The 25,790-nt window shown below is 63.2% G+C and carries 26 protein-coding genes and 1 tRNA gene; 13 read left to right on the top strand and 14 right to left on the bottom strand.

Translation table 11 applies throughout. The annotated features are described in order from the left end of the window. Window positions 1-14: 14 nt before the first annotated feature. On the bottom strand, window positions 15-416 hold the full coding sequence (locus BN2694_RS09925; protein WP_135664648.1) for a hypothetical protein: 402 nt from the start codon (window positions 414-416) through the stop codon (window positions 15-17). 144 nt (window positions 417-560) lie between these two features. Here BN2694_RS09925 and BN2694_RS09920 point away from each other — a divergent pair, with 144 nt between their 5' ends. The 3 genes from BN2694_RS09920 (at window position 561) to BN2694_RS09910 (ending at window position 2,295) form a co-directional block, all read left to right on the top strand. Beyond that, on the top strand, window positions 561-857 hold the full coding sequence (locus BN2694_RS09920) for a hypothetical protein (protein ID WP_135664645.1): 297 nt from the start codon (window positions 561-563) through the stop codon (window positions 855-857). Between the two features lie 88 nt (window positions 858-945). Continuing rightward, a complete protein-coding gene (locus tag BN2694_RS09915; protein WP_135664642.1) occupies window positions 946-1,407 on the top strand; it encodes a TRAM domain-containing protein in 462 nt (153 codons plus the stop codon). Window positions 1,408-1,509: 102 nt separating this feature from the next. Continuing rightward, a complete protein-coding gene (locus BN2694_RS09910) occupies window positions 1,510-2,295 on the top strand; it encodes an SDR family oxidoreductase (RefSeq protein ID WP_135664639.1) in 786 nt (261 codons plus the stop codon). Between the two features lie 6 nt (window positions 2,296-2,301). Here the strand turns inward: BN2694_RS09910 and BN2694_RS09905 are convergent, their stop codons facing one another. The 4 genes from BN2694_RS09905 to BN2694_RS09890 form a co-directional block, all read right to left on the bottom strand. Continuing rightward, on the bottom strand, window positions 2,302-2,505 hold the full coding sequence (locus BN2694_RS09905) for a hypothetical protein (RefSeq protein WP_135664635.1): 204 nt from the start codon (window positions 2,503-2,505) through the stop codon (window positions 2,302-2,304). A gap of 40 nt (window positions 2,506-2,545) precedes the next feature. Then, window positions 2,546-4,126 (bottom strand): hypothetical protein, encoded by a 1,581-nt coding sequence (locus BN2694_RS09900; RefSeq protein WP_244605395.1) that lies wholly within the window; start codon window positions 4,124-4,126, stop codon window positions 2,546-2,548. Between the two features lie 26 nt (window positions 4,127-4,152). Further along, window positions 4,153-4,908, bottom strand: a complete 756-nt coding sequence (locus tag BN2694_RS09895) for an ABC transporter ATP-binding protein (RefSeq protein WP_135664629.1) — start codon at window positions 4,906-4,908, stop codon at window positions 4,153-4,155. 151 nt (window positions 4,909-5,059) lie between these two features. Beyond that, complete coding sequence (locus tag BN2694_RS09890) at window positions 5,060-5,347, bottom strand: DUF7091 family protein (RefSeq protein ID WP_135664626.1); 288 nt, start codon at window positions 5,345-5,347, stop codon at window positions 5,060-5,062. Window positions 5,348-5,511: 164 nt separating this feature from the next. Between BN2694_RS09890 and BN2694_RS09885 the strand changes: the two genes are divergently transcribed. The 3 genes from BN2694_RS09885 (at window position 5,512) to BN2694_RS09875 (ending at window position 7,598) form a co-directional block, all read left to right on the top strand. Continuing rightward, complete coding sequence (locus BN2694_RS09885; RefSeq protein WP_135664623.1) at window positions 5,512-6,447, top strand: replication factor A; 936 nt, start codon at window positions 5,512-5,514, stop codon at window positions 6,445-6,447. Then, window positions 6,447-7,061, top strand: a complete 615-nt coding sequence (locus BN2694_RS09880; RefSeq protein WP_135664620.1) for an RPA family protein — start codon at window positions 6,447-6,449, stop codon at window positions 7,059-7,061. Before BN2694_RS09885 ends, BN2694_RS09880 begins: the two co-directional genes overlap by 1 nt. Before the next feature lie 105 nt (window positions 7,062-7,166). Further along, the gene (locus tag BN2694_RS09875; RefSeq protein WP_135664617.1) at window positions 7,167-7,598 is read left to right on the top strand and encodes a ribbon-helix-helix protein, CopG family; all 432 of its coding nucleotides are present in this window, start codon (window positions 7,167-7,169) and stop codon (window positions 7,596-7,598) included. A gap of 18 nt (window positions 7,599-7,616) precedes the next feature. Here BN2694_RS09875 and BN2694_RS09870 read toward each other — a convergent pair whose 3' ends face one another. The 3 genes from BN2694_RS09870 to BN2694_RS09860 all read right to left on the bottom strand — a co-directional run bounded on the left by BN2694_RS09870 (window position 7,617) and on the right by BN2694_RS09860 (window position 10,197). Further along, a complete protein-coding gene (locus BN2694_RS09870; protein WP_135664614.1) occupies window positions 7,617-8,069 on the bottom strand; it encodes a DUF5814 domain-containing protein in 453 nt (150 codons plus the stop codon). A 658-nt stretch (window positions 8,070-8,727) separates the two neighbouring features. Next, window positions 8,728-9,192, bottom strand: coding sequence for a type IV pilin (locus tag BN2694_RS09865; RefSeq protein WP_167880002.1), 465 nt, complete (start codon window positions 9,190-9,192; stop codon window positions 8,728-8,730). 932 nt (window positions 9,193-10,124) lie between these two features. Beyond that, window positions 10,125-10,197 (bottom strand) — tRNA-His (locus BN2694_RS09860). A gap of 492 nt (window positions 10,198-10,689) precedes the next feature. Between BN2694_RS09860 and leuS the strand changes: the two genes are divergently transcribed. The 3 genes from leuS (at window position 10,690) to BN2694_RS09845 (ending at window position 16,038) form a co-directional block, all read left to right on the top strand. Next, window positions 10,690-13,401 (top strand): leucine--tRNA ligase, encoded by a 2,712-nt coding sequence (gene leuS, locus BN2694_RS09855; RefSeq protein ID WP_135664608.1) that lies wholly within the window; start codon window positions 10,690-10,692, stop codon window positions 13,399-13,401. A gap of 141 nt (window positions 13,402-13,542) precedes the next feature. Then, window positions 13,543-15,696: a beta-glucosidase gene (locus BN2694_RS09850; protein WP_135664605.1), complete on the top strand. Its 2,154-nt coding sequence runs from the start codon at window positions 13,543-13,545 to the stop codon at window positions 15,694-15,696. A gap of 135 nt (window positions 15,697-15,831) precedes the next feature. Then, a complete protein-coding gene (locus tag BN2694_RS09845) occupies window positions 15,832-16,038 on the top strand; it encodes a DUF7535 family protein (RefSeq protein WP_135664602.1) in 207 nt (68 codons plus the stop codon). 53 nt (window positions 16,039-16,091) lie between these two features. Here the strand turns inward: BN2694_RS09845 and BN2694_RS09840 are convergent, their stop codons facing one another. Together BN2694_RS09840 and BN2694_RS09835 are read right to left on the bottom strand one after the other, a co-directional pair. Next, window positions 16,092-17,099: an ornithine cyclodeaminase family protein gene (locus BN2694_RS09840; RefSeq protein ID WP_135664599.1), complete on the bottom strand. Its 1,008-nt coding sequence runs from the start codon at window positions 17,097-17,099 to the stop codon at window positions 16,092-16,094. 203 nt (window positions 17,100-17,302) lie between these two features. After that, a complete protein-coding gene (locus tag BN2694_RS09835) occupies window positions 17,303-18,649 on the bottom strand; it encodes a tRNA(Ile)(2)-agmatinylcytidine synthase (protein WP_135664596.1) in 1,347 nt (448 codons plus the stop codon). Window positions 18,650-18,814: 165 nt separating this feature from the next. On the opposite strand from BN2694_RS09835, the gene BN2694_RS09830 reads away from it, so the two are divergent. The 4 genes from BN2694_RS09830 (at window position 18,815) to BN2694_RS09815 (ending at window position 22,545) form a co-directional block, all read left to right on the top strand. Continuing rightward, window positions 18,815-19,774 (top strand): transcriptional regulator, encoded by a 960-nt coding sequence (locus tag BN2694_RS09830; RefSeq protein ID WP_135664593.1) that lies wholly within the window; start codon window positions 18,815-18,817, stop codon window positions 19,772-19,774. 66 nt (window positions 19,775-19,840) lie between these two features. Then, window positions 19,841-21,217: a UDP-N-acetyl glucosamine 2-epimerase gene (locus BN2694_RS09825; RefSeq protein ID WP_135664590.1), complete on the top strand. Its 1,377-nt coding sequence runs from the start codon at window positions 19,841-19,843 to the stop codon at window positions 21,215-21,217. Window positions 21,218-21,352: 135 nt separating this feature from the next. Then, the gene (locus tag BN2694_RS09820; RefSeq protein ID WP_135664587.1) at window positions 21,353-21,688 is read left to right on the top strand and encodes a DMT family transporter; all 336 of its coding nucleotides are present in this window, start codon (window positions 21,353-21,355) and stop codon (window positions 21,686-21,688) included. 62 nt (window positions 21,689-21,750) lie between these two features. Then, complete coding sequence (locus BN2694_RS09815; protein ID WP_135664584.1) at window positions 21,751-22,545, top strand: HpcH/HpaI aldolase family protein; 795 nt, start codon at window positions 21,751-21,753, stop codon at window positions 22,543-22,545. Window positions 22,546-22,614: 69 nt separating this feature from the next. On the opposite strand, the gene BN2694_RS09810 is transcribed toward BN2694_RS09815, so the two are convergent. From BN2694_RS09810 to pyrE, 4 genes are all read right to left on the bottom strand, one after another. Next, window positions 22,615-22,869 (bottom strand): glutathione S-transferase N-terminal domain-containing protein, encoded by a 255-nt coding sequence (locus BN2694_RS09810; protein WP_135665540.1) that lies wholly within the window; start codon window positions 22,867-22,869, stop codon window positions 22,615-22,617. 56 nt (window positions 22,870-22,925) lie between these two features. After that, a complete protein-coding gene (locus BN2694_RS09805) occupies window positions 22,926-24,371 on the bottom strand; it encodes an NCS2 family permease (protein ID WP_135664581.1) in 1,446 nt (481 codons plus the stop codon). An 83-nt stretch (window positions 24,372-24,454) separates the two neighbouring features. After that, window positions 24,455-25,171: a phosphoribosyltransferase family protein gene (locus BN2694_RS09800; protein WP_135664578.1), complete on the bottom strand. Its 717-nt coding sequence runs from the start codon at window positions 25,169-25,171 to the stop codon at window positions 24,455-24,457. Window positions 25,172-25,257: 86 nt separating this feature from the next. Next, complete coding sequence (gene pyrE, locus BN2694_RS09795; protein WP_135664575.1) at window positions 25,258-25,782, bottom strand: orotate phosphoribosyltransferase; 525 nt, start codon at window positions 25,780-25,782, stop codon at window positions 25,258-25,260. Window positions 25,783-25,790 lie beyond the last annotated feature (8 nt).

The raw sequence follows: 25,790 nt of genomic DNA, 5'->3' as shown, positions 1-25,790 counted from the left end.
GGAACACACATTCCCTAGGCTATTTCTGCTGGGTCGAGCCGATACCGGACCGTCGGCTCCCCGTCGAACCGCGGCCCTGTCCCGTCCTCCTCGAAACCCTCTTGCTCGAGGACGCCACGAATGTCCGTGCGAGAATCGGGAAGTAGTACTTCCACGGCCATGGTTTCGCGTCGAGCGAACCCGATCGGCTCCTCGAGGAGCCGGGTACAGGCCGCGGTCGTCCCCTCGAATTGAGTAACGTGGACCACCTCTCGGCGGGCATCGAAACTCACGAAGCCGACGATCGATTCGTCGTCCGGGTCGAGTGCCACTCGGACGGTCCGATCGTGGACGAGATTTCGCATGACGTCGACCGGCGACGCCGTCAACTCGGCGAGTCGCTCGGTATCGGCCTCGACAGCATCTCGGACTTCCATGCCACAGAGACACGTAGCGGACGTAGTTAACCGCTGGGGCGTCGAGCCGTCTCCACGCTGGCTGTCGATTGCTGGCCGACGGTGACGGCATCGCGTCGCGTGATCGCCGGGAAACCTAAGTTACCGACCGATAGATGGGTCCGTATGTACGTCTCTCCTGCCGTCCGATCGATCCGTGAGCATCCGATCGAGGGCGAATCGACCACACTGCTGGTCAGCGTCGCCGATGGCGCTGCCGTCGACGATGTCCGTGACGCGATCGCGGGGGCCGGCGGGCGGATCGAGCGGACACTGGAGTTCGAGACACTGGCTGTTTCCGTTCCCCAGACCGATGTGGGGGAGATCTGTGCGCTCGACGGGATCGAATCTATCGAGACTGACCAGACGCTGGCAATCGATGCCGACGGCGCGGGTGAGGACGTCTCGACGCCCGGGGAATAAGACGTTCCGCTCCGGGGGACGCCCTGCATGCGGGGTCCCGGAATCAGACGCAAATGTTTTGCTTACCCGCCGATTATCCGGATTCAGCATGGCGGACTGTCCACTCGCCGACGATTGCCCCGAATTCACCGAGCGGATCGAGGGCATGGGCTGTACCCACTACGGCGACCGCGGGGGGGCCGAGTGGTGTAACCACTACAACCAGCCCATCTCGGACCTGAAGTCCCAGCCGGTCAAGCCGGGCGAGGAAGTCGTCGTCACCGTCGAGGACATCCACGAGAGCGGGGCCGGTGTTGGTCGCACCGAGGACGGGTTTATCCTCATGGTCGATGGCGTTCTCCCGGAAGCTCGTGCCCGCGTTCGCGTGACGACAGTCCACTCGAATCACGCCCGCGCCGAGGAAGTCGAACGTCTCCCGCTCGATGCGGACGAGGACGTCGAATCTGACGAGGAGACGAGCGAGGACGAGACGGCAGAAACCAGCGAGGACGAGGCAGACGGACCCGATCGGCCGGAACTCGGCAGCCGAGACAACTTCTGGGGCGCCTGAGTCCGGACAGTTCGGGACGCGACCGCATTTTCGCCAGTGGCGCGCCGTACGCTCGGGCCAGTTCCCGTGGGTCTTTTTGTTTCGTGTGGCCCACCTGACGGTATGGATCTCGATCTGGCGGGTAACGTCGCACTGTGTACCGCTGCTACCAGCGGCCTCGGACTCGCGAGTGCTGCATCCCTCGCTACTGAAGGCGCGGACGTCGTCGTCTGTGGTCGTAGCGAATCGCGGCTCGAATCGGCCAGTGATCGACTCGAAGCCACGGGATCGGGTGACGTGCGTGCGATCCAGGCCGATATCACCAATCCGGACCACGTCGAGGCGCTGGTCGCGGAGACCGTCGAGACCTTCGGCGGGCTGGATCATCTCGTGACGAGCGCGGGTGGGCCGCCCAGCGGATCGTTCCTGGATACACCGACCGACGCGTGGTACGACGCCTACGACCTCCTCGTGATGAGCGTCGTCCGCGTGACGCGGGCCGCCTACCCTCACCTCGTCGAGAGCGAGGCGGGCTCGATCGTCAACATCACGTCCCGATCAGTGCGGGAAGTCATCGACGATCTGGTGCTCTCGAATGCCGTTCGGCGGGCCGTCGTCGGTCTGATGCAAACCCAGGCCCGGGAGTTCGCCCCCGACGTGCGGGTCAACGCCGTGTTGCCGGGTGCCCACGAGACGGCACGGATCGAGGAACTGATCCAGGATGCTGTCGATCGCGGGGAGTACGACAGTTACGAGGCCGGGTACACTGATTGGGCAAGCGACGTCCCGATGGACCGCATCGGCGAGCCCCGAGAACTGGGCGATGTGGTTGCGTTCCTCTTGAGTCCCCGTGCGAGTTTCGTCACCGGGTCCGCGGTTCCGGTAGACGGTGGCTCGATCCGGGAGTGACTGGCTTTACATTTCGGGTCGGGCCATCGACAGCGCGATCATCACGCCGACGGTGACGATCGCAACGGCCATCGCGCCGACGTATCCGATCGGAGGGAGATCGCCCCACGGAGGAGCCGGATAGAAGAAATCGACGACCAGAAGGACGATCATACTCAGCGACGTCAGCACCGAAAGGGCGAACAGCCAGAACCAGACGTAGCCGCGCATACGTCCGCGTTCTCGGGGCGAGCTAAAGGAACTTCCGGGATTACCACCGATCAAGAGAGATCGCCCTGAATCGCCGAGTGGCGTACCAGTACCCCCCTGCAGCGACAAGGCCGAGAACGGCTGCGTAGACGGCCAGGAGTGTGATACCGCCCCGTCTCGATTCCGTTATCGTCACCCACAGCAATACGATCCCGATCGCGCCGACGATTATTCCACCCATGAAGAAGGCGATCGTGATCAATAGGGAGGGATGGGCCCGCTCGACGTTCATGTACTCGCGACGTTCGAACTTCGGGACGGCCGCTCCCAACCCGAGTGCGGTCCCTGCAGCGACGACGACCAGGATGGTGGCGAGCAGCGACTGGCCGAGGACGAAAGCGGGGGTGTATTCGATCAGTCCGAACGGGGCCCCAATCCCGATCGCGACCACCAGTCCGAGGGCGATCCCGGCGAGCATGCGCCCCCGGAGGAGCGGCCCGATCTCGGACGTGCTGGTCAGCAACAGCGGGAGCTGGTCCCGATCGTCGCCCAGTGGATTCAGACAGAACGCCCCCCCAGCGAGGATTGACCCCGCGATGACCGTCCCGGGGGGACCGACCGTCAACAACGTGTGTGGGTCCTCCAGGGCTGTCCCAGTCATTCCCAGCGCGCCGAACAACACCGGCATCAGATGGGCAAGCGTCCGCGGGTCACGGCGCGTCCGCAACAGGTACCGCCAGGCGATCCGGCTTGCCGGCGTGAGATCGAACAGCCGCGGGACACCGTCCGTGCCCTCGACGCCCGGTGTCTCACTGTCGCCGACGTCGCCGAGGAGCATGTGGGTTTCAAGCCGGATCGCGACGAGGAATCCGACCGGTCCAACCACGAGCAGCGCCGCGGCGACGGCGACGCCGAGCGGCTCGATCGCCGCCCCGAAGAGCGAGCACACGACGCCAGCGTATGCCTGCACTGGTTCGCCAGGCAGTATCGCCCCGATCGATCCCGGTTCGAGGGCGCTCTCGTCATCGAATACTGACGCCAAAGCGACTTGACTCCCGACGAAGAGTGCGATCATGACTGCGAGAAACAACGCAGCACGGACCCACAGTGACACCTGCAAGCGGTCGTTCACGTACCGTGAACAATCACCGAGGGTTCGCCCGACGACGAGGCCGGCTGCTAGAACCGGGATAGCACCGAGTCCGACGAGGATGGGAACGAGCGGCCCACCAGCCCCCTGGCCGACGATCACGAGCAGGACGATCCCGAACGGAACGATCGCCGCGAGTCCCTCGACCGTCCTCGTGGCGAACTGTCCGATAGCGACGGCACGCGGGGCCATCGACGTACGGATCAGCGGTCCGACGACGCCGACGCGTGACTGATTGAATCCGCCGACGAATCCGAGGTACAGGCCGCTGAAGCCGACGCCGATGTACCCCGCAGCGAGTGTCCCGACGGGTACTGTCCCGCCCGCAGCCTCGCGGCCGAATTCGGCTATCGAACCCCAGAACATCATCGGAAACACGAGTGACATGACCGCCAAGGTTCCCAGTCCGATGAGCTGTCGCGAATTCTCCAGGGTTGCCCTGACCGTCGTGCGTAACTCAGTTCGAGTTAGCGACCACACTATGCTGGCCATCCGTCGGCTGGATTGTTCGCGTCCAGTCATTGCCAGGACGTGGACGAATCGGCAGTCAGTTCGAGGAACGCGTCCTCGAGGTCACCCTCACCGTCGTCGCTGGCTCCGGCGAGGCCGTCGGGCGACCCCTCTGAGACCAGCCGGCCGTCGTAGAGGACGCCCACTCGGTCGGCGATCTCCTCGACGACTGGCAGAATATGGGTCGAGAGAAACACCGTCGTTTCCCCTGCAGCCAGATCCACGATCAACTCTCGGAGGGTCTTGGCTGCCCGTGGGTCCAGTCCCGATGTCGGTTCGTCCAGGAAGACCACCGCCGGGTCGTGCTGGATGGCCTGGACGAACGCCGTTTTCTGTTTCATCCCCTTGGAGTAGCCGTCGATCCGCCGATCGAGGTCGTCTTTCAGGTCGAGCGCGTCGACAATCTCCAGCGCCCGTTGCTTGACCTCGGACCAGGGAATGTCCCGCAGATCGGCGGCGAACTGTAACTGTTCGCGCCCGGTCAATTCCCGATACAGCGGCGGCTCCTCCGGGAGGAGTCCGATGTGATCGACGAGGCTGGCGCGCTCGGTGCAATGGATGCCGTCGACGAACCCGTCGCCACTCGTCGGCTCGATCAATCCCGTCAGAATCCGCATCGTGGTCGTCTTTCCCGCGCCATTGGGGCCGAGAAAGCCGTACACGACGCCCGCGGGCACTTCGAGGTCAAGCCCGTCGACCGCAGTCGTTCCCCCATACCGCTTGGTGATGTCCCTCGCGGTGATCGCGTTCCCGTCAGCTGTCATTACTCGCCTTTCGCTGACACCCATAATAATAGGTCCTCTTCGACTGCACGCGCTGCAGTCGATTCCGTGGATTCCACTCCCTCACCACGTCTCGACTGTCCGTCTGATTCCACTTGCCCAATACGTCTCGACTGCCCTCGGATCCCACCGTTCACCACGTCTCGATCGTGTCCGAACGGATGTCCTCGACGCATCCCTGGCAATCTGGATGCTCCGGGTCGAAGCATTCGGGCCGTCCGTCGGGGTCGACGCTGACCGCTCGCTGTTCGGCGTATCGTCGACAGACGATTCGGGCCTGCCCGTCCTCGGAGAGCGGGAGATCCGCGCGGGCCGAACGCTTTGCGTCCGCGTAGGCCCGCCTCGCCTCACCCAACTGCCGACCGACCGACTGGAGGCGCGAGCGGACGAACTGCGGGAGTCGATCCTCCTCCTCGGCCATACGCTCTCTCCGGTCTCCCGCTTCAAGAACTTTCCCGCCACAGACACGCCCTTCACCCGGTCTTGTCGAGACTTTCACTTCCGGTCCGGTCGCCAGTAATTTAAATAGGAGGACGACCTACCAGTGGATGTCTCCCATCGAAAACACGCGGAGACAGCACAGCTATGACGGATTTGCATACCCACGCGGAAGAGATACACGAGCAGTTCGACGACCAGCTAGACGTTTCTCTCGACGAGATCGAGGACCGACTCGATACGCTGGTCAACGAGTACCAGGTCCCCATCAGCGAGGCCCGTCGCAGCGTCACTAACTCCTATCTCGACGAGGCGGGACTGGATCGCGAGGACATCGGCGGCGGTTCGAGCGGCAACGAGACGGTTCAGGCCGCCGACGTCGACGCACCCGAAGAGTGGGTGGACATGACGGCAAAAGTCGTCGAGTTGTGGGATCCCCGGAGCGACGCCGTCGCGCAGGTCGGTCTGCTGGGCGACGCGACCGGGACGATCAAGTTCACCAAGTGGTCGAAATCGGACCTTCCCGAACTCACAGAGGGCGAGACCTACCACCTCCGGAACGTCGTCACCGACGAGTACCAGGGACGGTTCTCGGTCAAACTCAACCGGACGACTGTCATCGAGGAGGCCGACGAGGAGATCGAAGTCGGCGACGACGCCCTCGAAGTCGAGGGGGCCTTGGTCGACATCCAGAGCGGCAGCGGGCTGATCAAGCGCTGTCCCGACGAGGACTGTACGCGCGTCCTCCAGAACGGCCGCTGTTCCGAACACGGCGAGGTCGAGGGCGAGTTCGACCTCCGGATCAAGGGCGTACTCGACGACGGCGAGGAGGTCACGGAGGTCATCTTCGATCAAGAGGCGACCGAGAACCTCACCGGCGTGACCTTAGCGGAGGCCAAGGACATGGCGATGGACGCCCTCGATACGAGCGTCGTCGAAGAAGAGATGCAGGGGACGATCATGGGGCGGTACTATCGCGTCGAGGGGCCGACCTTCGGGCGGTACCTGCTGGCCGACGAGGTCGAGACGCTGACCGAAGCGATCGATCCTGAAGCTGCTCTCATCAAGGCGAGGTCGATATAATGGCGGCGACGCCAACTCGCGAAGTCGCCCGTCGGGTCTTTGCCGGCGAGTTCAACGACGCGATGTATACGTTCAAAGAGAGCGACGACGAGCGCGCGCCGGTGTACGTCCTCCTTCCGACGGGCGAGCGCGCCAACCGCGTGTTCGTCGTCGGGACGCTGACCGAGACCGAGGACGTCGGCGAGGACAGCGAGTACTGGCAGGGGCGGGTCGTCGATCCCAACGGCGACACATTCTTCATGTACGCCGGGCAGTACCAGCCCGATGCTGCCTCGATGCTGCGGGAACTCGAACCGCCCGCGTACGTCTCCGTGGTCGGCAAGCCCCGGACCTACGAGACTGACGACGGCGAGGTCAACGTCTCGATCAGGCCCGAGTCGATCACCCCTGTCAACGAGGGGACGCGCGACCGCTGGGTCGTCGAGACGGCCGAACGGACGCTCGAACGCGCCCAGGGCTATCGCGAGGCCGACCCGACTCAGGACGAGTTCGCCCCCGACGAGTACGTTCGAATGGCACACGAGGAGTACGAGCCGGTAATGGAGAATTACCAGCGGCTGGCCGTCGAGGCCCTGGAGAGTCTCCAAGCGGAGACGGCAGAATCCGACGTCTGATCCGCTTCGGCGCCGCCCGTTTTCCGGCAGCTCGGGCACGTTTTGGCCGTTGAAGCGTTGTCTGACAAATCATTAAGTAGCTGGACGAACGATCGTCCGCCAACGATGAGTAACAAGAACAAAACGATCTCTTTTCGGGTCAGCGAGGAGAAATTCGAGACCTTGCGGGAGATCGCCGAAGAGCGTGATATCTCGCTGTCGGCTGTCTTTCGGGATTACGTCGACATGCTCGTCGATCACAACGGCAAGGTCGAGGTCGTCCCCGAGCACGAACTCAACGGTGGGGCCGAGAGCGACGACGAGACCTTCCCCCCGCAGGTCGAGGTCCCGAAGTCGTTCATCCGCGAGCACGAGCGCCTCGAACTCGAATCGGATCACCTCCGTGAGCAACTCGAAGAGTACAAGCGCTACGTGACGAAACTCCGCGAGGAAGTCAACGGCGACGACGAGGACATCATCCAGCTCGAGGATCTGGACGGCACAGAGGAAGATGAGGAATCGGCTTACCGTATCGGCGAGTTCGAAGAGACGCTGTAGCGTCTTTCCGGTCGTCTTCTAGAGTAGCTGTTCGCGTCTGTTCTGTGCCTGTCTGGCGACGTCGGTCTCGCCTTCCACGTCCGCCAGCGATTCGACGGCTTCCAGCGTCCGGACAGCGTTATCAAGAAAAGAGAGTACGTCGCCGGGATAGGCATACAGCATGTAGTCGTCGCCCATCACGTCGACGATGGCGTCCGGGCCCAGCCCCCCGGCGCGCAACTCCAGGAGGTACCGGACGAACTTCTCCTCGGGATGGCCACAATGGGGGGCTGACTCGCAGTCACAGTCCATGAAGTCCTCGGCGAAATCGAGGATCCGATCCTGGGTGGCGTCGTCTACCTTCGCCAGGTTCTCCCCGTGAAAGAGGACATCCAGTGTCGCGCCGGAGAAGGCACTCTTCGGGAAGGACGTCTCCAGTTGGGAGACGAGCTGGCGGTGGTTCTTGACGTAGATCTTGTCGGTGATCGCCACGACGACTGAACGAAGGAGAGTGCCGGGCAAAAGCGTCTCGGAAACACGAGCGCTGTCCGGTCGCCGACGTCCTCCCTGCAAGAAATACTGCCGATGATAGGATAGCGACGAAAATTGCCACCCTGTGACGGCGAATAGCTTTCCGGAAGTATCGCCGGCAGTATCTCACCACTTCAGACGAAGCCACTGTTGGCCCTGAGTGCCCTATATGCCTGTACTTCGGCGGTTGACGGCTTCCCATCCTCTTGTGCCCGATACCGGACGCTCCACCGTTGAAGCGTCGGCCAACGGAAGTAGAGAACGGTCGGGATCAGCACCAATCCGATGTAGGCCATATTGGGCAGCGTGCTGCGGGCCAATCCTTCCCCGGAAAGGAGGGCGATAGCGAACACACAGAGCCACCATCGCACCGGCGAGATTCGAAAGCACGGTGTCTTTCAGCGATCTCATATCTATTGTCGTCCTCAACTGTCATGAAAACATTTCCTTATGTAATACTGCGGAATTCTTGGGAACGAACTTCTTCAGCTGGGAGACGAGCTGACGGTGGTTCTTGTTGTAGATTTTGTCGCTGATCGCCACGTCAGTATGATAGCGTGCTCCCGAGGGGAAAAAACGTCTCGGAGGCGTGTCGACGAGGACGGTAGCTCGACACTCGTTACGGTGTCCAGGTATCGATGACCTGCGTTCGATCGCTGTCGGGGGGCTCCCAGACGATACGGACCTCTTCAATGGATCCGGCATTGAGGGTGGAGCCCAGATGACTATCGGAGGGCGAAGCTGTACCCGTATAATCGATGTTCCACTGGTCACCGGCAGTCATTGTATCGCCGCTGTAGTGCTCGTCCATCATTGCATCCCGCGTAAACGCGCCCATATCCACGACAACTCTGTATTCCGATAGCTTCAGGGCCTCTCCACCGTCGTGCGTGATACTGAGCCAGCCTGTGGAGTTTTCGTACCGGAACTCCACCCTGTCAGGCCCGCTGTTCGACGGCCCTTTGTTCATTACGAACCCCGCGATCACCGCAGCGAGGATCACCGTAATCGCAACCATCAGAATCACGCTGATGACCGGCGACAAGCCCCGTTCGTCATTACCTTCCAATCTCTTGAGTACCATCATTTCCGACAGTAATCTTGGTCATATATAAACTCCACGAGTCGAATATGTAATCTCAAAACGAATTTTCGCCACGACAAGACGATTTATCGACGTATTACGATCTAGCTTACTCTCGAATGAAATTTTTCAAACAGATTACTATAGGTTGTTATTGACAATAAAAATGCCTTTCCGCGAAAGAGCTTCATATTTTAGACGACGGCGATCGAGTTCACCTGGTGCTCGTATCCATATACTGCATATTCCGCTTCTGAGGTCGTGATTATACTCCCGGCCGTAACAAACTGAAGGAATTCGTCACCACCGTGGTGGCGAATATCTTTACGAACGTACTGCCCGCAGTATTCGTTTAGCGACTTCCACAATATTGCGAATCTTTGAAGCTCTTTTCGGCTGTTTCTGGCTCGGCATGACTGGAATAATTTGAGAACGAAGGGGTTGTCCTTTCACCTCACGAACGACACGTTCACGCATTTTGTTCGACCTGCTCATTTACTACCAGTTAGCGATTCTGAAAACGCGCATGACGATTTAGGTGGCTTCCATCACTCATGATATTTGACCGGGTGTCCCGTACCGGTCAGGCGATGTGACTATCGCGGCAGTACCGACGCGCGGACTTGATCCGTGCGATCGACACGCTGTCGCTGTCCGTCGTCGATTGTCATCCCCCTCGCTTTGGAGAGGGCCGTCAGAGGCACGGGCCCACTGCACGAAGCGTGTTGCTCACCCCTACCCCCCCACAACACGCACGTTTCAATGAATATGTCTCGTCTGGTTCGATAGTCTTTTCTCGAAAGTACCGCAGTCCGTACGACTGTGTGGGCGTCTCCGGCCAGAGTGAGCAGCTGACTCCGGTCGCTTCGGACGTTCGCTCGCCACTTCTTTGTCCGTGGGCGCGACTTCTCATATCCGTTCGTCGCCAGAAGGTCCGGGTGCGAGAATTGAACCCGCGTCTCAGCCTCCACAAGGCTGAAGGATAGTCCACTACCCTAACCCGGACACGTATCCGAGAGTAACCGAGTCGAAGTCAAATACGTTACGACTCGTCGTCCGACCGCTAGGTCGGGCGATCCCACTCACCACAACCCCTTCGTTTCCACTCGAGATCCATTCACACGGGGACGAGTCACTCACGCACTCGGCCGAGCAGCCACTGGACAGCGACGCCGAGAGCGACCGCGCCGAACAGTCGTTTCCGACCACTGAACCGGACGAATTAGATCTCTTCGGGGAATCCCCACCACGCCGATCAGTGTTGCCGTGATGCCGTCTCCGCCGCCCGCACCCGACCTGTGGTCGGGCGGGCCGTCTTCGGCCCCTTTATCCTCAGCCCTGTTCGATGCCTCCTCGAACCCACTGCCGAAGCTATCGAGTCTGGCCACGGGGATGGCCGTCCTTCAGCGCCCTCTCATCGCCTGCTCTCGTGGCGGCACGAGGACTTCCCCCCGAAGAGAAAGGTATAGCAGTGTCGCTCTCTCAGATGGGGCCAAGATGGCCACAGAGAGCGACCAGCGCGAACGCGGGTTCGATCACGAGGCGATCGAACCCGCCTGGCAGGACGCATGGGCGGAGGCGGACGTTTTCCGCATCCCGGATGACGCCGAGGACCCGGCGTACGTCCTGGCGATGTTCCCCTACACGTCGGGGAACCTCCACATGGGCCACGTCCGCAACTACACGATCACCGACGCGTTCGCCCGCTTCGAGCGCATGCGCGGCGAGGAGGTGCTCCATCCGATGGGCTGGGACTCGTTCGGTCTTCCCGCGGAGAACGCCGCCGAGGAACGCGACACCAATCCCCGGGACTGGACGCTTTCCTGTATCGACTCGATGCGCGAGCAACTCACCCGGATGGGCTTTGGCTACGACTGGGAACGCGAAGTAGCGACCTGCGATCCCGACTACTATCGCTGGAATCAGTGGCTGTTCGAGCGCTTCCACGAGGAAGGCCTGGTCGAACGCCAGGCCGCCGAATTGAACTGGTGTCCCTCCTGCGAGACTGTCCTCGCGGACGAGCAGGTCGAGGGTGAAGACGAACTGTGCTGGCGCTGTGACACGCCGATCGAGACCCGCGAAATGGATCAGTGGTTCCTCACGATCACCGACTATGCCGAGGAACTCTACGAGGCCTTAGACGATCTGGAGGGGTGGCCCAACAACGTTCGGGAGATGCAGCGTAACTGGATCGGCAAACAGGAGGGCGCGAGCGTCGCCTTCGAGATTTCCGGCTACGGCGAGGTCGACATCTTCACGACCCGCCTCGATACGATCTACGGGGCGACGTATTTCTCTCTCGCACCCGGTCACCCCGTCGCCCAGGAGATCGCCGCCGAGAACGACGAGGTCGCCGAGTACGTCGAGATGGCCGCGGCCGCTGACGAGGACGACCTCGACGTGACTTCGGGCGTGTTCACCGGCGAGTACGCGATCAATCCCGCCACGGGCGAGGAGATCCCGGTCTACGTCGCCGACTACGTCCTGACCGACATCGGGACCGGCGCGCTCTATGCGGTCCCGGCCCACGACGACCGCGACCACGAGTTCGCGACGGCCCACGATATCGAGATCCGACAGGTCGTCGAACCCGCGGCGGACGCAGACGTCGATCCCGAGGACATCGACGTTCAGGAGGCAGCCTACACGGAGGACGGCGTCCTCGACCACTCGGCTGTCGAAGACGCTCGCGTCGCTCCCGAACCGTTCGACGGCCTCACGAGCGCTGAGGCCCGCGAGCGCTTCGTCGAGGTCTTCGATGGCGAGCATCGAACGGAGTACAACCTGCGGGACTGGGGCATCTCCCGGCAGCGGTACTGGGGGACGCCGATCCCGATGGTCTGGTGTGACGACTGCGGTGCAGTGCCCGTCCCCGAGGAGGACCTCCCGGTCGAACTGCCGGAATTCGTCCACACGACTGGCAATCCCCTCGACGCCGCCGAGGAGTGGAAGCACGTCTCCTGTCCCGAGTGCGGTGGACCTGCCCAACGAGAGACCGACACGATGGACACCTTCATCGGTTCGTCGTGGTACTTCCTGCGGTACGTTTCTCCGGGCCTGGAGGACGCACCCTTCGACACTGAACGCGCTTCCGAGTGGATGCCTGTCGATCAGTACGTCGGCGGGATCGAACACGCCGTGATGCACCTGCTCTATGCGCGCTTTTTCACGAAGGTGCTCGACGATGTCGACCTACTGGAGGGGGTCCGCGAGCCCTTCGAGAACCTCACCAACCAGGGGATGGTGCTGGGCGAAGACGGCAACAAAATGTCAAAGAGCCGTGGAAACGGCGTCTCGCCCCAGCGGATCATCGAGGAGTACGGGGCCGACACTGCCAGGCTGTTTATCATGGAGGCCGCCCAGCCCGAGAAAGAGTTCGCCTGGAGCGCCGAGGGCGTCCGGTCGGCCCACGACTTCCTGCAGAACCTCTATACGCTGGCCGTGGAGCATGCAGCGGGTGAGGTGACGACTGCAGCGGACGCATCCGCGGGGGATTCGGCGATCGCCGAGTACGTCGACCGCGAGATCGCGGCGACGGCCGCCAGGGCCACCGCGGAGTATGAGGATTTCCGGTTCAACCACGCCTTACAGGCGGTCCGGGAACTTGTCTCGCTGCTGCGCCGCTACCGGGAGGTCACGGCTGTCGATGCCGACACCTTCGAGAGTGGCCTCGTCACGGCGACGAAGTTACTCGCGCCGGTCGCGCCCCACGTCGGCGAGGAGATCTGGGACGAACTCGGTCGGGAGGGACTGCTGGCCGAGGCCGAGTGGCCCGACGCGGCGGCACCGGCCGAGTACGACCTCGAACGCCGCCTGATCGAGGATACCCGCGAGGACGTCCGGGACATCGTCAAGACGGTCGGTATCGAGGAGCCCGCGGAGATCACGCTCGCGGTCGCCCCCGCCTGGAAACACGACGTCGCGGACGTCGCCCGCGACGCTGAGAACGTCGTCCCGGCAGTCATGCAAAACGAGGACCTCCAGCGACACGGCGAGGACGCAGCCGATTACGCGAAGGAACTGGCCGGCCGGGGCCACGTCGAGGAGTTCCTCGATCCCGAACGCGAGGAGGCGACACTCCAGCGGGCCGGCTGGCTGATCGAGCGCGAATTCGACGCCGACGTCACCGTGTGTTCCGCCGAAGACGCCCCCGAGGAACTCGCCGGAAAGGCCGAGCCCGGCCGCCCGGCCATCGACATCGCGGAGTGATCGGATCGCTGACCGCCTCGAAGTCCGTCGGCTCGGTTTTCGTCCGCTCGAGTCTGTTCTCGCCTCCGTAGCGATGTCTGTTCGGGAGGCCACCCCTGCCGAATCGGTACTTTTGTGATGAATCATTTCATAATACGTGGTATGGACGATCGGATCGACGACCTGATCGACGAACTCTCGCTCGCGGAGAAAGTCAGCCTCACTCACGGAGCAGTTGACCCGGACGGCCGGGCTACCGGATACATCCCGGGAATCGAGCGTCTGGACGTTCCGCCGCTTCGGATGGTCGACGGTCCGCTGGGTGTCCGAATCCCGGGGGAGTCCTCGACGGCGTTCCCGGCACCGCTTGCGCTCGCGGCAACCTTCGACGACGATCTCGCCCACGAGTTCGGTGCGGCGCTCGGTCGAGAAACCCGCGGGAAAAGCCAGGACGTGCTCCTCGCACCGGGCGTGAATCTGATCCGTGTCCCGCAGAACGGCCGGAACTTCGAGTACTTCAGCGAGGATCCCATCCACGCGGCGGCGTTTTCGTCCGCGGTCGTCGAAGGGATCCAGTCGATGGACGTGATCGCGACGCCGAAACACTACGTCGCGAACAACCAGGAGACTGCACGCGCTTCGACCGACGTTCAGGTCGGCGACCGACCGCTGCGTGAATGCTATCTGCCTGCCTTCCAAGCGGCCGTCGAGGCCGGTGCTGGATCGGTCATGACGGCCTACAACACCGTCAACGGTACCCGGATGAGTGATCACGACCGCCTGATCAACACCGTCCTCAAAGGCGAGTTCGGGTTCGAGGGCTACACCGTCTCGGACTGGTTCGGGACCGAAGGTGCGGCTGACGCCGCAACCGGCGGCCTCGACGTCGAGATGCCTGGAATCACGATGGACGAGACGGTCGCACCCATGGCGGAGGATGAGGAGGATCCATCGGGTGACGATGGCGGTGTGGAGGCACCCACAGACACGATGTCAGACGACGCGGGGGGAGAGTCGATGTCGGCGGAGGTCGCAAACGGGATGCCCGACCCCGAGACCTGCGAGCGCTTCGAGGAGACGCTTGCGGACGCAGTCCAAGCTGGAGATGTCCCCGAAGAACGTCTCGACGATATCGTCGCCCGCGTTCTGAGGCAGATGGACCGGGTGGGGATGTTCGACGGCGATCGTATCGAGGGGGGCGTCGATACACCCGCTCATCGCGAGCTCGCCGAGCGCGTTGCCACGCGCGCCACAGTCTTGCTTGAAAACGACGGCGTCCTCCCCCTCGAGGCGGATGCCGACGTCGCCGTGATCGGCCCGAACGTCGACGAGGCGACCCTCGGAGGCGGCGGTTCCTCGGAGACCTCGCCCGTCGTCGAGAGTGCTCCCGCCGACGCGATCACCGACAGAGCCGAGGGCGACGTCGATGTCGTTCGTGGCCTGCCGCGGGTCGTGGGTGTATCGCTCATGGACTTCTTGGATGGGGATACCGATCCCGAACCCGACGGTGAGGTGGCCATCGACGCTGCGGTCGACGCGGCGGCCGAGGCCGAGGTCGCAGTTGTCTTCGCCCGCGATGTAGCGACAGAGGCCCTCGATCGAGAGTCCCTCTCGTTGCCCGACCGTCAGGACGAACTGATCGAGGCGGTGGCCGATGCAAACGACCGGACGGTCGTCGTCCTCAACACGAGCGGGCCGGTCGAGGTGCCCTGGCGAGAGGAGGTGGCGGCGATCGTCGAGAACTGGTATCCCGGCCAGGCCCACGGTGACGCGATCGCCGCGGTGCTGTACGGGGACTGCGATCCCGCGGGACGACTCCCGGTCACGTTCGCCCCCGAGGGGTCCTACCCGACGGCCGACGAGCGGCGCTTCCCCGGCGTCGATGGGCAGGTCCACTACGACGAGGGCGTCTTCGTCGGCTACCGTCACTTCGATCGCGCCGGGGCCGAGCCGACCTACTCTTTCGGCTACGGGCTCTCGTATGCCGACTTCGAGTACGTCGACGCCTCGATCGACGGGGAGCGGGCGACGGTCACCGTCGAGAACGTTGCCGAACGCGACGGCCGGGAGGTCGTTCAGGCGTACGTCCGCCCACCCGCCATCGAGAGCGTCGACCGACCGGAGCGAGAACTCGCCGGGTTCGCCGCCGTCGATGTCCCGGCCGGCGAGCGCGTGACGGTCGAACTCGATCTCGACGAACGAGCTTTCGCCCGATACGACGATAGCGACGGCTGGACTGTCGATCCCGGTGAGTACGTCGTCGAGATCGGTCACTCGCCCCGCGACCGTCGGCTGGAGCGGCCCGTCGAACGGTAGGGAGTCGTCCCGGTCGACGTGGCCCCGTGAGCGATCACCCCCGACGGTGCCCGCGGACAACGCCCCCGATAACGTCCGCGGGCGATCGACTGCCGACGACGGGTGATTTATGCCCCCGCTACCCGTAGCAGCAGTATGAGCACCGCCGACGCTGACGAGGAATCGGACGTACGGGCGGCGTTGCGGACGGTCACCCCACTCACGACTGAAGGCCCGAACGTCCAGATGAATCTCTTTGGTTACCTGGTCGCAGCACCGCTCGTCTTGCTGTTGCTCCCGTTGCTTCCGTTCATCGTCGCTGGATGGGTCGTTTCGAAGGGACTCGGCGTTCTCCGAGGCTAAGCCCGCGATATTGGAGCGTCCCGGAGAGCGCACAGAACGGAGACGGCCGCTCGTTACTCGGTTTCGACCAGTTTGTATGGATCGCCAAGATCCGTCTCCCGGGCGCGCTCGTAGATTACGTGCGCGCTGGCCACGTCCTGGATCGCCAGCCCGGTCGAGTCGAAGACAGTGACGCCGTCTCTGTCCCGTCGTCCCGGCAGGTCCCCGGCGACGATCGGCCCGAGTGTGGCGTCGATATCGTCGTCGGTCAGCATGCCCTCCCCGTACGGGACGTTGATCTCTCCCGAGTGCGTACACTGCTCGTAGTCATCGACGACGATCCGGGCGTCTAGGAGGATATCGTCGTCGATCTCGTGTTTCCCCGCGGCGTCGGCTCCCATCGCGTTGACGTGCGTGTCCGGGCCGACGGTCTCGACGATCGGCTCCTCGACGGGCGTCACCGTCGAGACGATGTCGCAGGTGGCTGCCTCCGCGATCGTCCCCTCGCGCACGTCGAAGCGATCGCCCCAACGGTCGAGAAAGCGGGCGACAGCCGTCTCGTCGGCGTCTGCGACCACCACGCGCTGAACGTCCCGGACCGTCGCGATCGCTTCGAGTTGGGAATCGGCCTGTCGGCCGGCACCCACGAGTCCCAGCGAGGTGGCGTCCTCGCGGGCGAGGTACTCGGTCGCGACGGCGGCCGCCGCGCCCGTCCGGAGGCGAGTGATCCGTGTTCCGTCGAGCACCGCGAGCGGAAAGCCTGTCTCGGGGTCTGTGTAGATGATCGTTCCCATCACCGTCGGGAGGTCGTGGTCGGCGGGGTTGTCGGGATGGACGTTGACCCACTTCACCGCCGCGGCGTCCCAGGCCGCTTCGCTCGTCCCGTCGCCCGGACGGACGGCGAGGTACACCGGCATCGACCGGAAGTCACCGTTGTATTCCGGAAGATCGACGTAGGACTTGGCGGGCATGACCGCGCGGTCGCGCGCGCTGGCGGCGAAAGCGCTCTTGACGGCTTCGACAATCGCATCCGTGGCGGCGAGACGCGTCACCGTGTCCGGCCCCAGTACTCTCGTTTCCATGTAACACAGTGTCACACCTATCTGATTAAGCGTTTGCTCTCTCCAGAGACGGTCTGTGCCGACCAAACTCGTAGACCAGAGCATCCAGCCCCACGAAACCTGTCAGTCGGCCCGCGAGATAACCCTCGTCGCCAAGGAACACGCGCCGGAGGGCGAAACCGTCGTCACGTGGTAGGGCCGTCTGCCGCGGGCGATTGTCCCTCTCAGCGCTCGGGATGGGTTGGCGCGTCGAAGCCCCCGCGGACGAGCGGCTTGGCGATGTGGCGTCGGGCGCAGGGCGGCACCTCGTACCACCCGCGTTCCAGGTCGCGGTCGATCGCGCGCTCGGCCTTCCCATCGGCGCTGGTCTCACAGTCCCGACAGCGGTATCCCTGTTCGCGTCCGGCACTCTTCATCGACCGGCCGCAGTCGGGGCACGTCGGCGTCACGCGTTCGGTCACCACGAGGTCGCGGACGGCGAACTTTTCGAGTTTGAGTGTGCCCTCGCTCACCTCGCCACAGACGGTCAGGCGGTCGCCCGCTCTGAGATCCCGCACGCGGTCCCGGAAGCGTTTGGTGGGCTCGAAGGCCGCACACTGAAGCGTCGGTGACTCCTCCCCGGCCACGCCGTCGTCATCGTCGACAATCGAGAGAAAGACGTGCCCGCCCTCGCGGGTTTCCGGCGGGTCGTCAACGACGCCGCTCACGCGATATGAGTGATCGTCCCGGACCGTCCCGACAGTCCCATCCTGCAGGTGTGCGTCGGTCCCCTGGTTGGTGACAAACAGCGATCGCCGCTCGACGGGTTCGGCCTCGATGGCGTCGGCTACCGCCCGCACTGTCGCGGGCTCGTCGCCACGGATCCCGTGGAGGATCGGCCCGGGTGTATGTGGGACGCAGACGAGTTCGCCCTCGCTGCTCGCGGCTCGTCCCTCTCCGATCGTATTTTCCGAGGCCCCCCTTCGGTAGGCCTCGCCACGATCGACGGTATCCCAGGCGGCGGGATAGGCTTGCTCGGCGGCGGCAAAGACCGACTCGGGATCGACCTCGCGGGGCGTCCCCCGACGGTCGGCTTCTCGGTAGGAGATACACTCGTACGTCCAGTCGTCGTTGGCCTGCCACGCGCCGACGGCGGCGAGCGCGCCGATCAGGCCCCGTCCGTTCCCGCCCGAACGGGTCGCGTATCCCAGGTCCGCCAGCAGGTCACGCGCGTCGGCAAGCGCGTGGTGTTCTTGCACGGCCTCGCCGGCGAACGCGACGACCTGATCCGGGATGTTCGTGGGAGCCTCCGGCGCGACGACGACGCCGGGGTTCGTCCGCGGGTCGCCTGTCTCGGCCATGTCCAGGTCCGTCTCGACGGCCGATAGCGCCGCTTCGACGGGCGCGTCGGTGTGGATCGCCAGCGCAGCGTTCCCGCGGGTCTTGTGCTCGACAGCCGGATTCAGACGGATCAGCAACCGGCGGTCGACCGCATGATCGTTTGCCAGTCGATCGGCTACCCGCGCAGCCAGGTAGGTCGTACACATCCCCCACTTCCGGGAGTCGGTGTCGTCGATCCCGATGACCGTCACGGACGGCTCTATTCCGGCGGTAGACTAACGGGTTTCGACCGCACTATCGACGACTAGTAAGTGAGTGGATAGGTCTGGTCGCGTACCGAAACCACCGGAGTGCGGATACACGGGCGCCACAACGCCTTTATAGAACGATCACGTTAGTTTTCCGTAGCGACACCAATGTCACGATCCGCACTGGTCGAGAACGTCACGGCCATGCTCGAGGACGCGGGCTTTCTCGTCAGCGACCGGTGTGCGATCCGACCGAAGAGCTTCGACGTGGCAGCCCGTCGGGGCGAGGACACGGTCCTCGTGAAGATCCTCGGCAACATCGACGCCTTCGACGGCCATACGGGCGCGGAGATGCGTCGACTGGGGGAGTACCTGCGGGCGACGCCGCTGGTTATCGGCCTCCGGACGCGCGACGAGGAACTCAAGCCGGGCGTCGTCTACTTCCGCCACGGCGTGCCCGTGCTCAGTCCGGACACGGCGATGGATTTCTTCCTCGAGGAGGTCCCACCGCTGATCTACGCAGCACCGGGCGGCCTGTATGTCAACATCGACAGTGACGTCCTGGCCGATGCCCGCCAGAATGAGGACATGAGCCTCGGGAAACTCGCTAAAGAACTTGGCGTCTCCCGGCGGACAGTCTCGAAGTACGAGGACGGCATGGACGCTTCCGTCGAGGTGGCCGCCGAACTTGAGGAGATCTTCGACGCGCCGTTGACCTCCCCGGTCCAGGTACTCGAAGGGGCCGAAGAGGTCCGCGACGACGACACGATGCCCGATGACCCCGAGGCCGATCCTGACGACGAACTCGTTGTGACGGTGCTCCAGCGGGTCGGCTTCGACGTGCACCCGACCAACCGCGCGCCGTTCAAGACCGTCAGCGAGAACCAGCGCCGACACGATCGCGTACTGACGGGGCATTCGGAACTCACCGAGGCCGCCGAAAAGCGTGCCCGGATCATGGCTTCGGTCGGCAAAGTGACACGCACCCGCGCCGTCTACGTCGTCGACCGGGCGACGCGGGATTCACTTGAGGGGACCGCCCTCGTCGAGGAATCCGAAATGGAGGGCATCGAGGACGCCGACGAGTTGCGAGACATGATACGCGATCGCGGCGAGGAACCCGCCTGAGAGCCTTTTCTTTCGAGAGCGATGGGAAATCAGAACGCACAACTCCCTGGTCTCCAATGAACGTGTATGTCAAGTGAATTGACGATCTACGAGGATCGTCTCGCCCGCCAGATGGACGCAGACGAGTTCGTCCTCGCAGTCGTGACTGCGACGAAGCCTGACTTCTACAAGCAAGCGCCGGTCGTCACGGCAGCCCGCGAACGGGGTATCCCGACGTTCGTCCTCCACACCGGCCAGCACTACGACGACGTCCTCGGTCACGGCCTCGCGGAGTACGGCATCGAGGATCGCGTCGCCGTCGACCTCGGTATCCGTGGAAGTCTCTCCCAGAAGACCGCACAGGTCCACCGACGGATCGACGAATTGAGTGACCATCTCGCCGAGGAGTGGCCCGACACCACGGTCCTGCCGATCGTCCACGGCGACACCCACGCCGCGGGCGTCGTCCCGCAAGCGTGGCTGTTCGCCACCAATCAGGCTGTCGCTCACAACGAAGCCGGCCTCCGCGGGATGTCCCCGGATTTCGAAACGTACGACGACCCTGCGGCGTTCGTCGAACGCCAGTGGGACGGCGAGTGGTCGATCAACCGCGCCGAACCGTTCCCCGAACAGTACGACACCTTCGTCGGCTCGGCGGCCTCGATCTATCAGTTCGCCCCCGTCGAACTCAATCGCGAACACCTCGAAAACGAGGGCTATCCTGCCGAGGTCGACGGCGAACAGCGGATCCCCGTCGTCGGAAACAGCGTCGTCGACGCCATCGAGATGAAACGTGATGCCGACTTACAAGAGAGTATCTTCGATATCTACCCTGTCCTGGCGGAACGCGACGAGTGGATCCGCGTGGACATCCACCGCCGGGCCAACCTCCTGCCCGACCGCTTCGAGGCGATCGTCGAGGGCGTTATCGGGCTGGTTGAGGCCGGCCACAATGTCAACTTCATCGAGCTGACCGCAACCGAGCAGGCCTTGAAACAGTATGGCTACCGCGAGAAACTGCTGGAACTCGACGAGAACCGGGAGAATTTCCTCTTTACCGGTCTCTGGAAAAAACACGCCCACGTCTATGAGTTTCTCACCTCCGGGCAGTGTTTCGCCGAGTTCACCGACTCGGGCAGCATGCAGGAGGAACTCAACTACATCGACGAGGCAGCCTGCCTGACGGCACGGTTCAACACCGATCGTCCGGAGACGGTCTTCGACGCCCAGACGAACCTTCTCGTGCCGCCAGTCGACGGCGAGTTCGTCCAGAATATGATCGAATACGTCGCCGAAACGACGGCCGTCCGAGAGGAGATCGCGACCGGTCCGAACCTCTATGGCGGGGATGTCGGCGGAGCGATCGTCGAGTTCCTCGCGGAGAAACGCGACGAAGAGCCCTTCGACTGGGCGCACGATCGCGTCGGCTTCTCGACGAGTGGCCAAGACTTCGAGTATCTCTGAGTTACACCGACCGGGGGTGGCATTCGATCCGATACCGCCACGTGATCGAGACAGTAGGTACTGGACGTAGTCCCCGACCCGATACCGCCATGTGATTGGGAAACTAACTTGTGTTCTCCTCGTGGTCCAATGACTATGCGACCGTATGTAGCCCTCGCCGTCGCGATCGCTTCGGAGATTCTCGGTACGACTGCCTTGAAACTGTCCGATGGCTTTAGCAATCTATTGCCGGCCATCCTCGTCATCGCCGGGTACGGTGCTTCCTTCTATACCCTCTCGCTGGCACTGGAGACGCTTCCGATCGGGCAAGTCTACGCGATCTGGGCAGCCATCGGTATCGTCGGGACTGCGACGATCGGTGTCATCTACTTCGGCGAATCCCTCGACTGGATTGCAGTTGTCGGCTTGCTTCTTGTCGTCGCCGGTGTTGTCCTCCTGACCCGTTCTAGTGCGTACACAGCCGCCCACTGATGTGCAGGCCTACCCATACGCTCACCCCTGACTCTTATCACAATGGAACGACAGGTTCTCGTATGGGGTCTCCACACCTTCGCAACGATCTCGCGGCCACGATCGAGGACGGCGACGTCGCTCTCGGTGTACTGGACAGCGCTTACAGTCCGCGACTCGTGGAGTTCTACGGCGAACTCGGTGTCGACTTCGTCTGGCTGGACCTCGAACATGGCGGTCCGGATCCCTGGGATGGCGACCGGATCGAGGACCTGTTGCGGGCCGGCGAGCGGACCGACGTGGAGTTGCTCGTCCGATTGCCCGACACCGATCCGACGCTCGTCCGGAAAGCACTGGATCTGGGCGTCCGGAACGTGTTCCTCCCGCGAGTGGAAACGGCGGCCGAAGTGGAGGCGGCGGTCCGCTCCGGGCGTTTCCGTTATGACGGCGAACCCGGCGATCGCGGGCTTGCAGCCCCGCGAGCCAGTCGCTGGGGGACTTCCGAGGCGTACGTGACGACCGAGGACGAGCAAACACTGGTCGGGACAACCGTCGAGACCGCGGCCGCCGTCGAGAACATCGAGGACATCCTCTCGGTTCCGGAACTCGGATTCGTGTTCATCGGGCCGTTCGACCTCTCAGTTTCGCTGGGTCACCCCGGCGAGGTCGACCATCCCGAAGTGCAGGAGGCCGTCGAGACAGTTCGCTCGACGGCACTCGATGCAGACGTCCCGGTCGGCGGCCTCGGGTTCGGTATGGACGACGTGGCCGAGAAGGCCGAGGCGGGCTACCAGATCCTCAATCTCGGGAGCACGACCGGCGCGATTCAGCAGGTCGTTTCGGAGTGGCTGGCAGATTTCGAGGGCGAACGCGCGTAGTCCCTCGACTGTTCGATCACCGTTCTAAAACTCCTGTTTCGGTCGCTACAGGGGCAGCGCGAAAATCCCTCAGGCGCCGCTGCCGTAGGTCTCTTCGAGATATTCGACGATGTCGTCGCTCTCGGGCATCCCCTCGATTCCGTTGTCGGTGTCGACGAGGACAGGTACGCCCGTCTGGCCACTCACTTCCTTGACTTCCTCTCTGGCACTTTTCGAGGACGGGACCATGTGGGATTCGTATTCGAGATCGAGTTCGTCGAGTTTCTCTTTGACTTTCGCACAGTATGGACAGCCCTGCAGTTCGTACAGTTCGAGGTTTGCCATCACCCAATGTACGGCAGCCATCCAAAAGAGTCCGGCGGTGCTGTCCGTGTTTGCCGTCAGGCAACCGTTTCGAGCACGCCGCCGGTCCGGACGATGAAGTACACGACGAACGCGGCCGCGAGAATCCACTGCCCGATGTGGACGTCGCGGTGCTCGCCTTTGGCGGCCTTCAAGATCGGATAGCTGATGATGCCTGCGGCGATCCCGTAGGCGATGGAGTACGTCAGCGGCATGATGATGATCGTCAGTCCCGCCGGGACCGCGTGAGTCAACTTGTCCCACTGGATATCGACGACGTTCCGTAACATGAGCAGGGCAACGACGACCAGAGCGATGTGCGAGGCGTACTGGGGGACGACCGTCGCCAGCGGGACGACCAGCAGCGCGAGGAGGAACAGCACGCCGATGACGAGTGCCGTCATACCCGTCCGACCGCCCTCCTCGACACCGGTCGCCGATTCGACGTAGGTTGTCACTGTCGAGGTACCGAGTATGCCACCGACGGTCGTCCCGATTGCGTCGGCCATCAGCGGCTTGTCGATGTCCGGGAAGTTGCCGTCCTCGTTGAGGAATCCGCCGGCCTGTCCGACGCCGACGAGCGTTCCGGCCGTATCGAAGAAGTCCACGAAGAAGAACGTGAAGACGATCAGTGCGAACGACAGGGCCTCGACGTTCTGGAGCCCCTCGATGAACGCGCCGGCCAGCGGTGTGATGTCGTATTGGGCTCCGGTGAGGTTCGAGAACTCGAAGCCACCGTTTCGGACGAACGTACCGGCGACGACCCCCGGATCCACGACGCCGGCAAACGTCGCAACGATTCCCGCGAGCGTCGTCGTGACGATCCCGATGATGATCGATCCCGGTGTCCCCCGGACGTACAGTATCAGCGTCAGGAACAACCCAGCCACCGAGAGAATGGCCATCGGGCTGGAGGCGATGTCACCGAGCGTCACGAGCGTCGCCTGGTCGTCGACGACCACTCCCATTGCTTCGAGTCCGATGATTCCCAGAAACAGCCCGATCCCTGTCCCGACTGCGTACTTGACTGGTTCGGGGAACAGCCTGATGATGTACTTTCTGGCCCCGACCGCGGTCAACGCGATAAAGATCAGTCCCTCGACGACCACTGCTGCCAGTGCCGTCTCCCAGGGAACGCCCAGTGCCCCGACGACAGTGAACGCGAAGAAGGCGTTCAGCCCCAGGCCGGGGGCCTGGCCGAAGGGCCGGTTCGCGTAGAACGCCATCACGAAGATCGCTGTCGCCGCTGCAAGGATCGTTACTACCGCTAGCATCTGTTGTACTTCCCCTGCAGTGTAGCCCTCGATCGCGATGCCGTCTGTGAATCCCCCGTCTCCGGGTTGATCAGTCATGATCGACGGATTGACCACCACGATGTAACTCATCGCGAGAAACGTTGTGATCCCGGCGATGATCTCCGTCCGAAGGTCTGTCCCGTGCTCCTCGAAGCCGAAAAAGTCAGCGAGTGTGTCGGTTACCGCCATGTGACTAACACAATCGACTAACTTGCACAGTATCGACTTAATCCTTTATTTATTTGGCCAACCAATGTACAAGAATGTGTATATTACTCGGAGAGCGACGTAAACGAAACGACGGGCCCATCGACGGCGTCCCGAACCCTGTCGATCCCCCCTTCTCCGACGGCGATCAGGGTGAAGACGCCAGTGACGGCCACATTGGCCCGCTCGGCCAGGTCGAGCAGGAGGCGCTGGGTCTCGCCCGACCTGACGAAGTCGTCGACGACCAGCACGTTCTCACCGGGGTCGAGCGCGCTTTTGGGCAGGGTGTACGTGATCTCGATGCCCGGCGTGAGGCGCTGGCGCGCCTCGAAGAACTCGGAGACGGCCGTCTCGCGGGACTTTTTCGCATAGACGGCAGGCACGTCGTAGTGGCGCGCCACCGCGCTCGCCAGGGTGATCCCGTCGGTGGCTGCAGTCAGGACGGCGTCGGGCGTCCCGAAGTCGTTGACTTCGGCGGCGACAGCAGCCACGAGGTCGAGTAGCGACTGGTCGTAGACCACGTCCGTGTTGTCGACGTACCCCTCGTCGTCGCGCGTGATGCGGGACTCGATCTCGGCGGCGAGGGTGTCGGGTCCACACTCCTCGACGACGTACCTGGCCCGATCGACACCGGGTAGAACGTGCCCGTTGACGTATCGGTTCAAGTCCCCCGTCGAGAGCCCGGTCAGTTCGGCGAGCTCGTCGTAGGTCCGCGTCGCTTTCAGTCGCCGGAGGATCGAGACGGCTTGCAACTGGAGGGTTACTTTCTCGGCGCGGCGCATGCCTCACCGCTTGACCGGCACGAACGTGAATATGTCGGAGGCAGAAACAGACTAGCTATACGCTTCTGTGGAATATCCGGTCGCGCTCAGTCCCTGTCGGCGAGCAGGTCCTCGGCGGTCACCAGTGCCTCGAGTTCGAGGTCCGCTTGTGCGAGATTCTCCCTGGCGCCCTCCTGTCGGTCGACGACGACCAGCACGCGCTCGACGGTGGCACCCGCATCCCGGAGTGCTTCGGCGGCGTCGATCGCACTCTGGCCCGTCGTGGCGATGTCTTCGAGGACGACGACTTCTTGCCCGTCAGTCAGTTCCCCCTCGATCAGGTTCCCTGTCCCGTACTCCTTGCGCTGTTTGCGGACGATGACGTAGGGTGTCTCCGTCTCGACGCTCGTTGCCGCGACGAGTGGCACCGCACCCAGTGCGACGCCGGCGAGTTTCGTCCCGTCGAGGCGCTTCCCGAAGGACTCGGCGATCAACCCCAGACAGGTCGGGTCGGTCTCGAAGACGTACTTGTCGACGTAGTAGTCGCTGGTACCGCCGTGGGAGAGCTCGAATTCACCGAATCGGACAGCCTCGGCGTCGGTGAGTGCGTCGATGAGCGCCTGGTTGGCCATGTCGGCGC

The organism is Halorhabdus rudnickae, assembly GCF_900880625.1.
Taxonomy (GTDB): Archaea; Halobacteriota; Halobacteria; order Halobacteriales; family Haloarculaceae; genus Halorhabdus; species Halorhabdus rudnickae.
The sequence above is the reverse complement of the archived record's forward strand: the minus strand, read 5'-3'. Positions and strand labels throughout refer to the sequence as shown.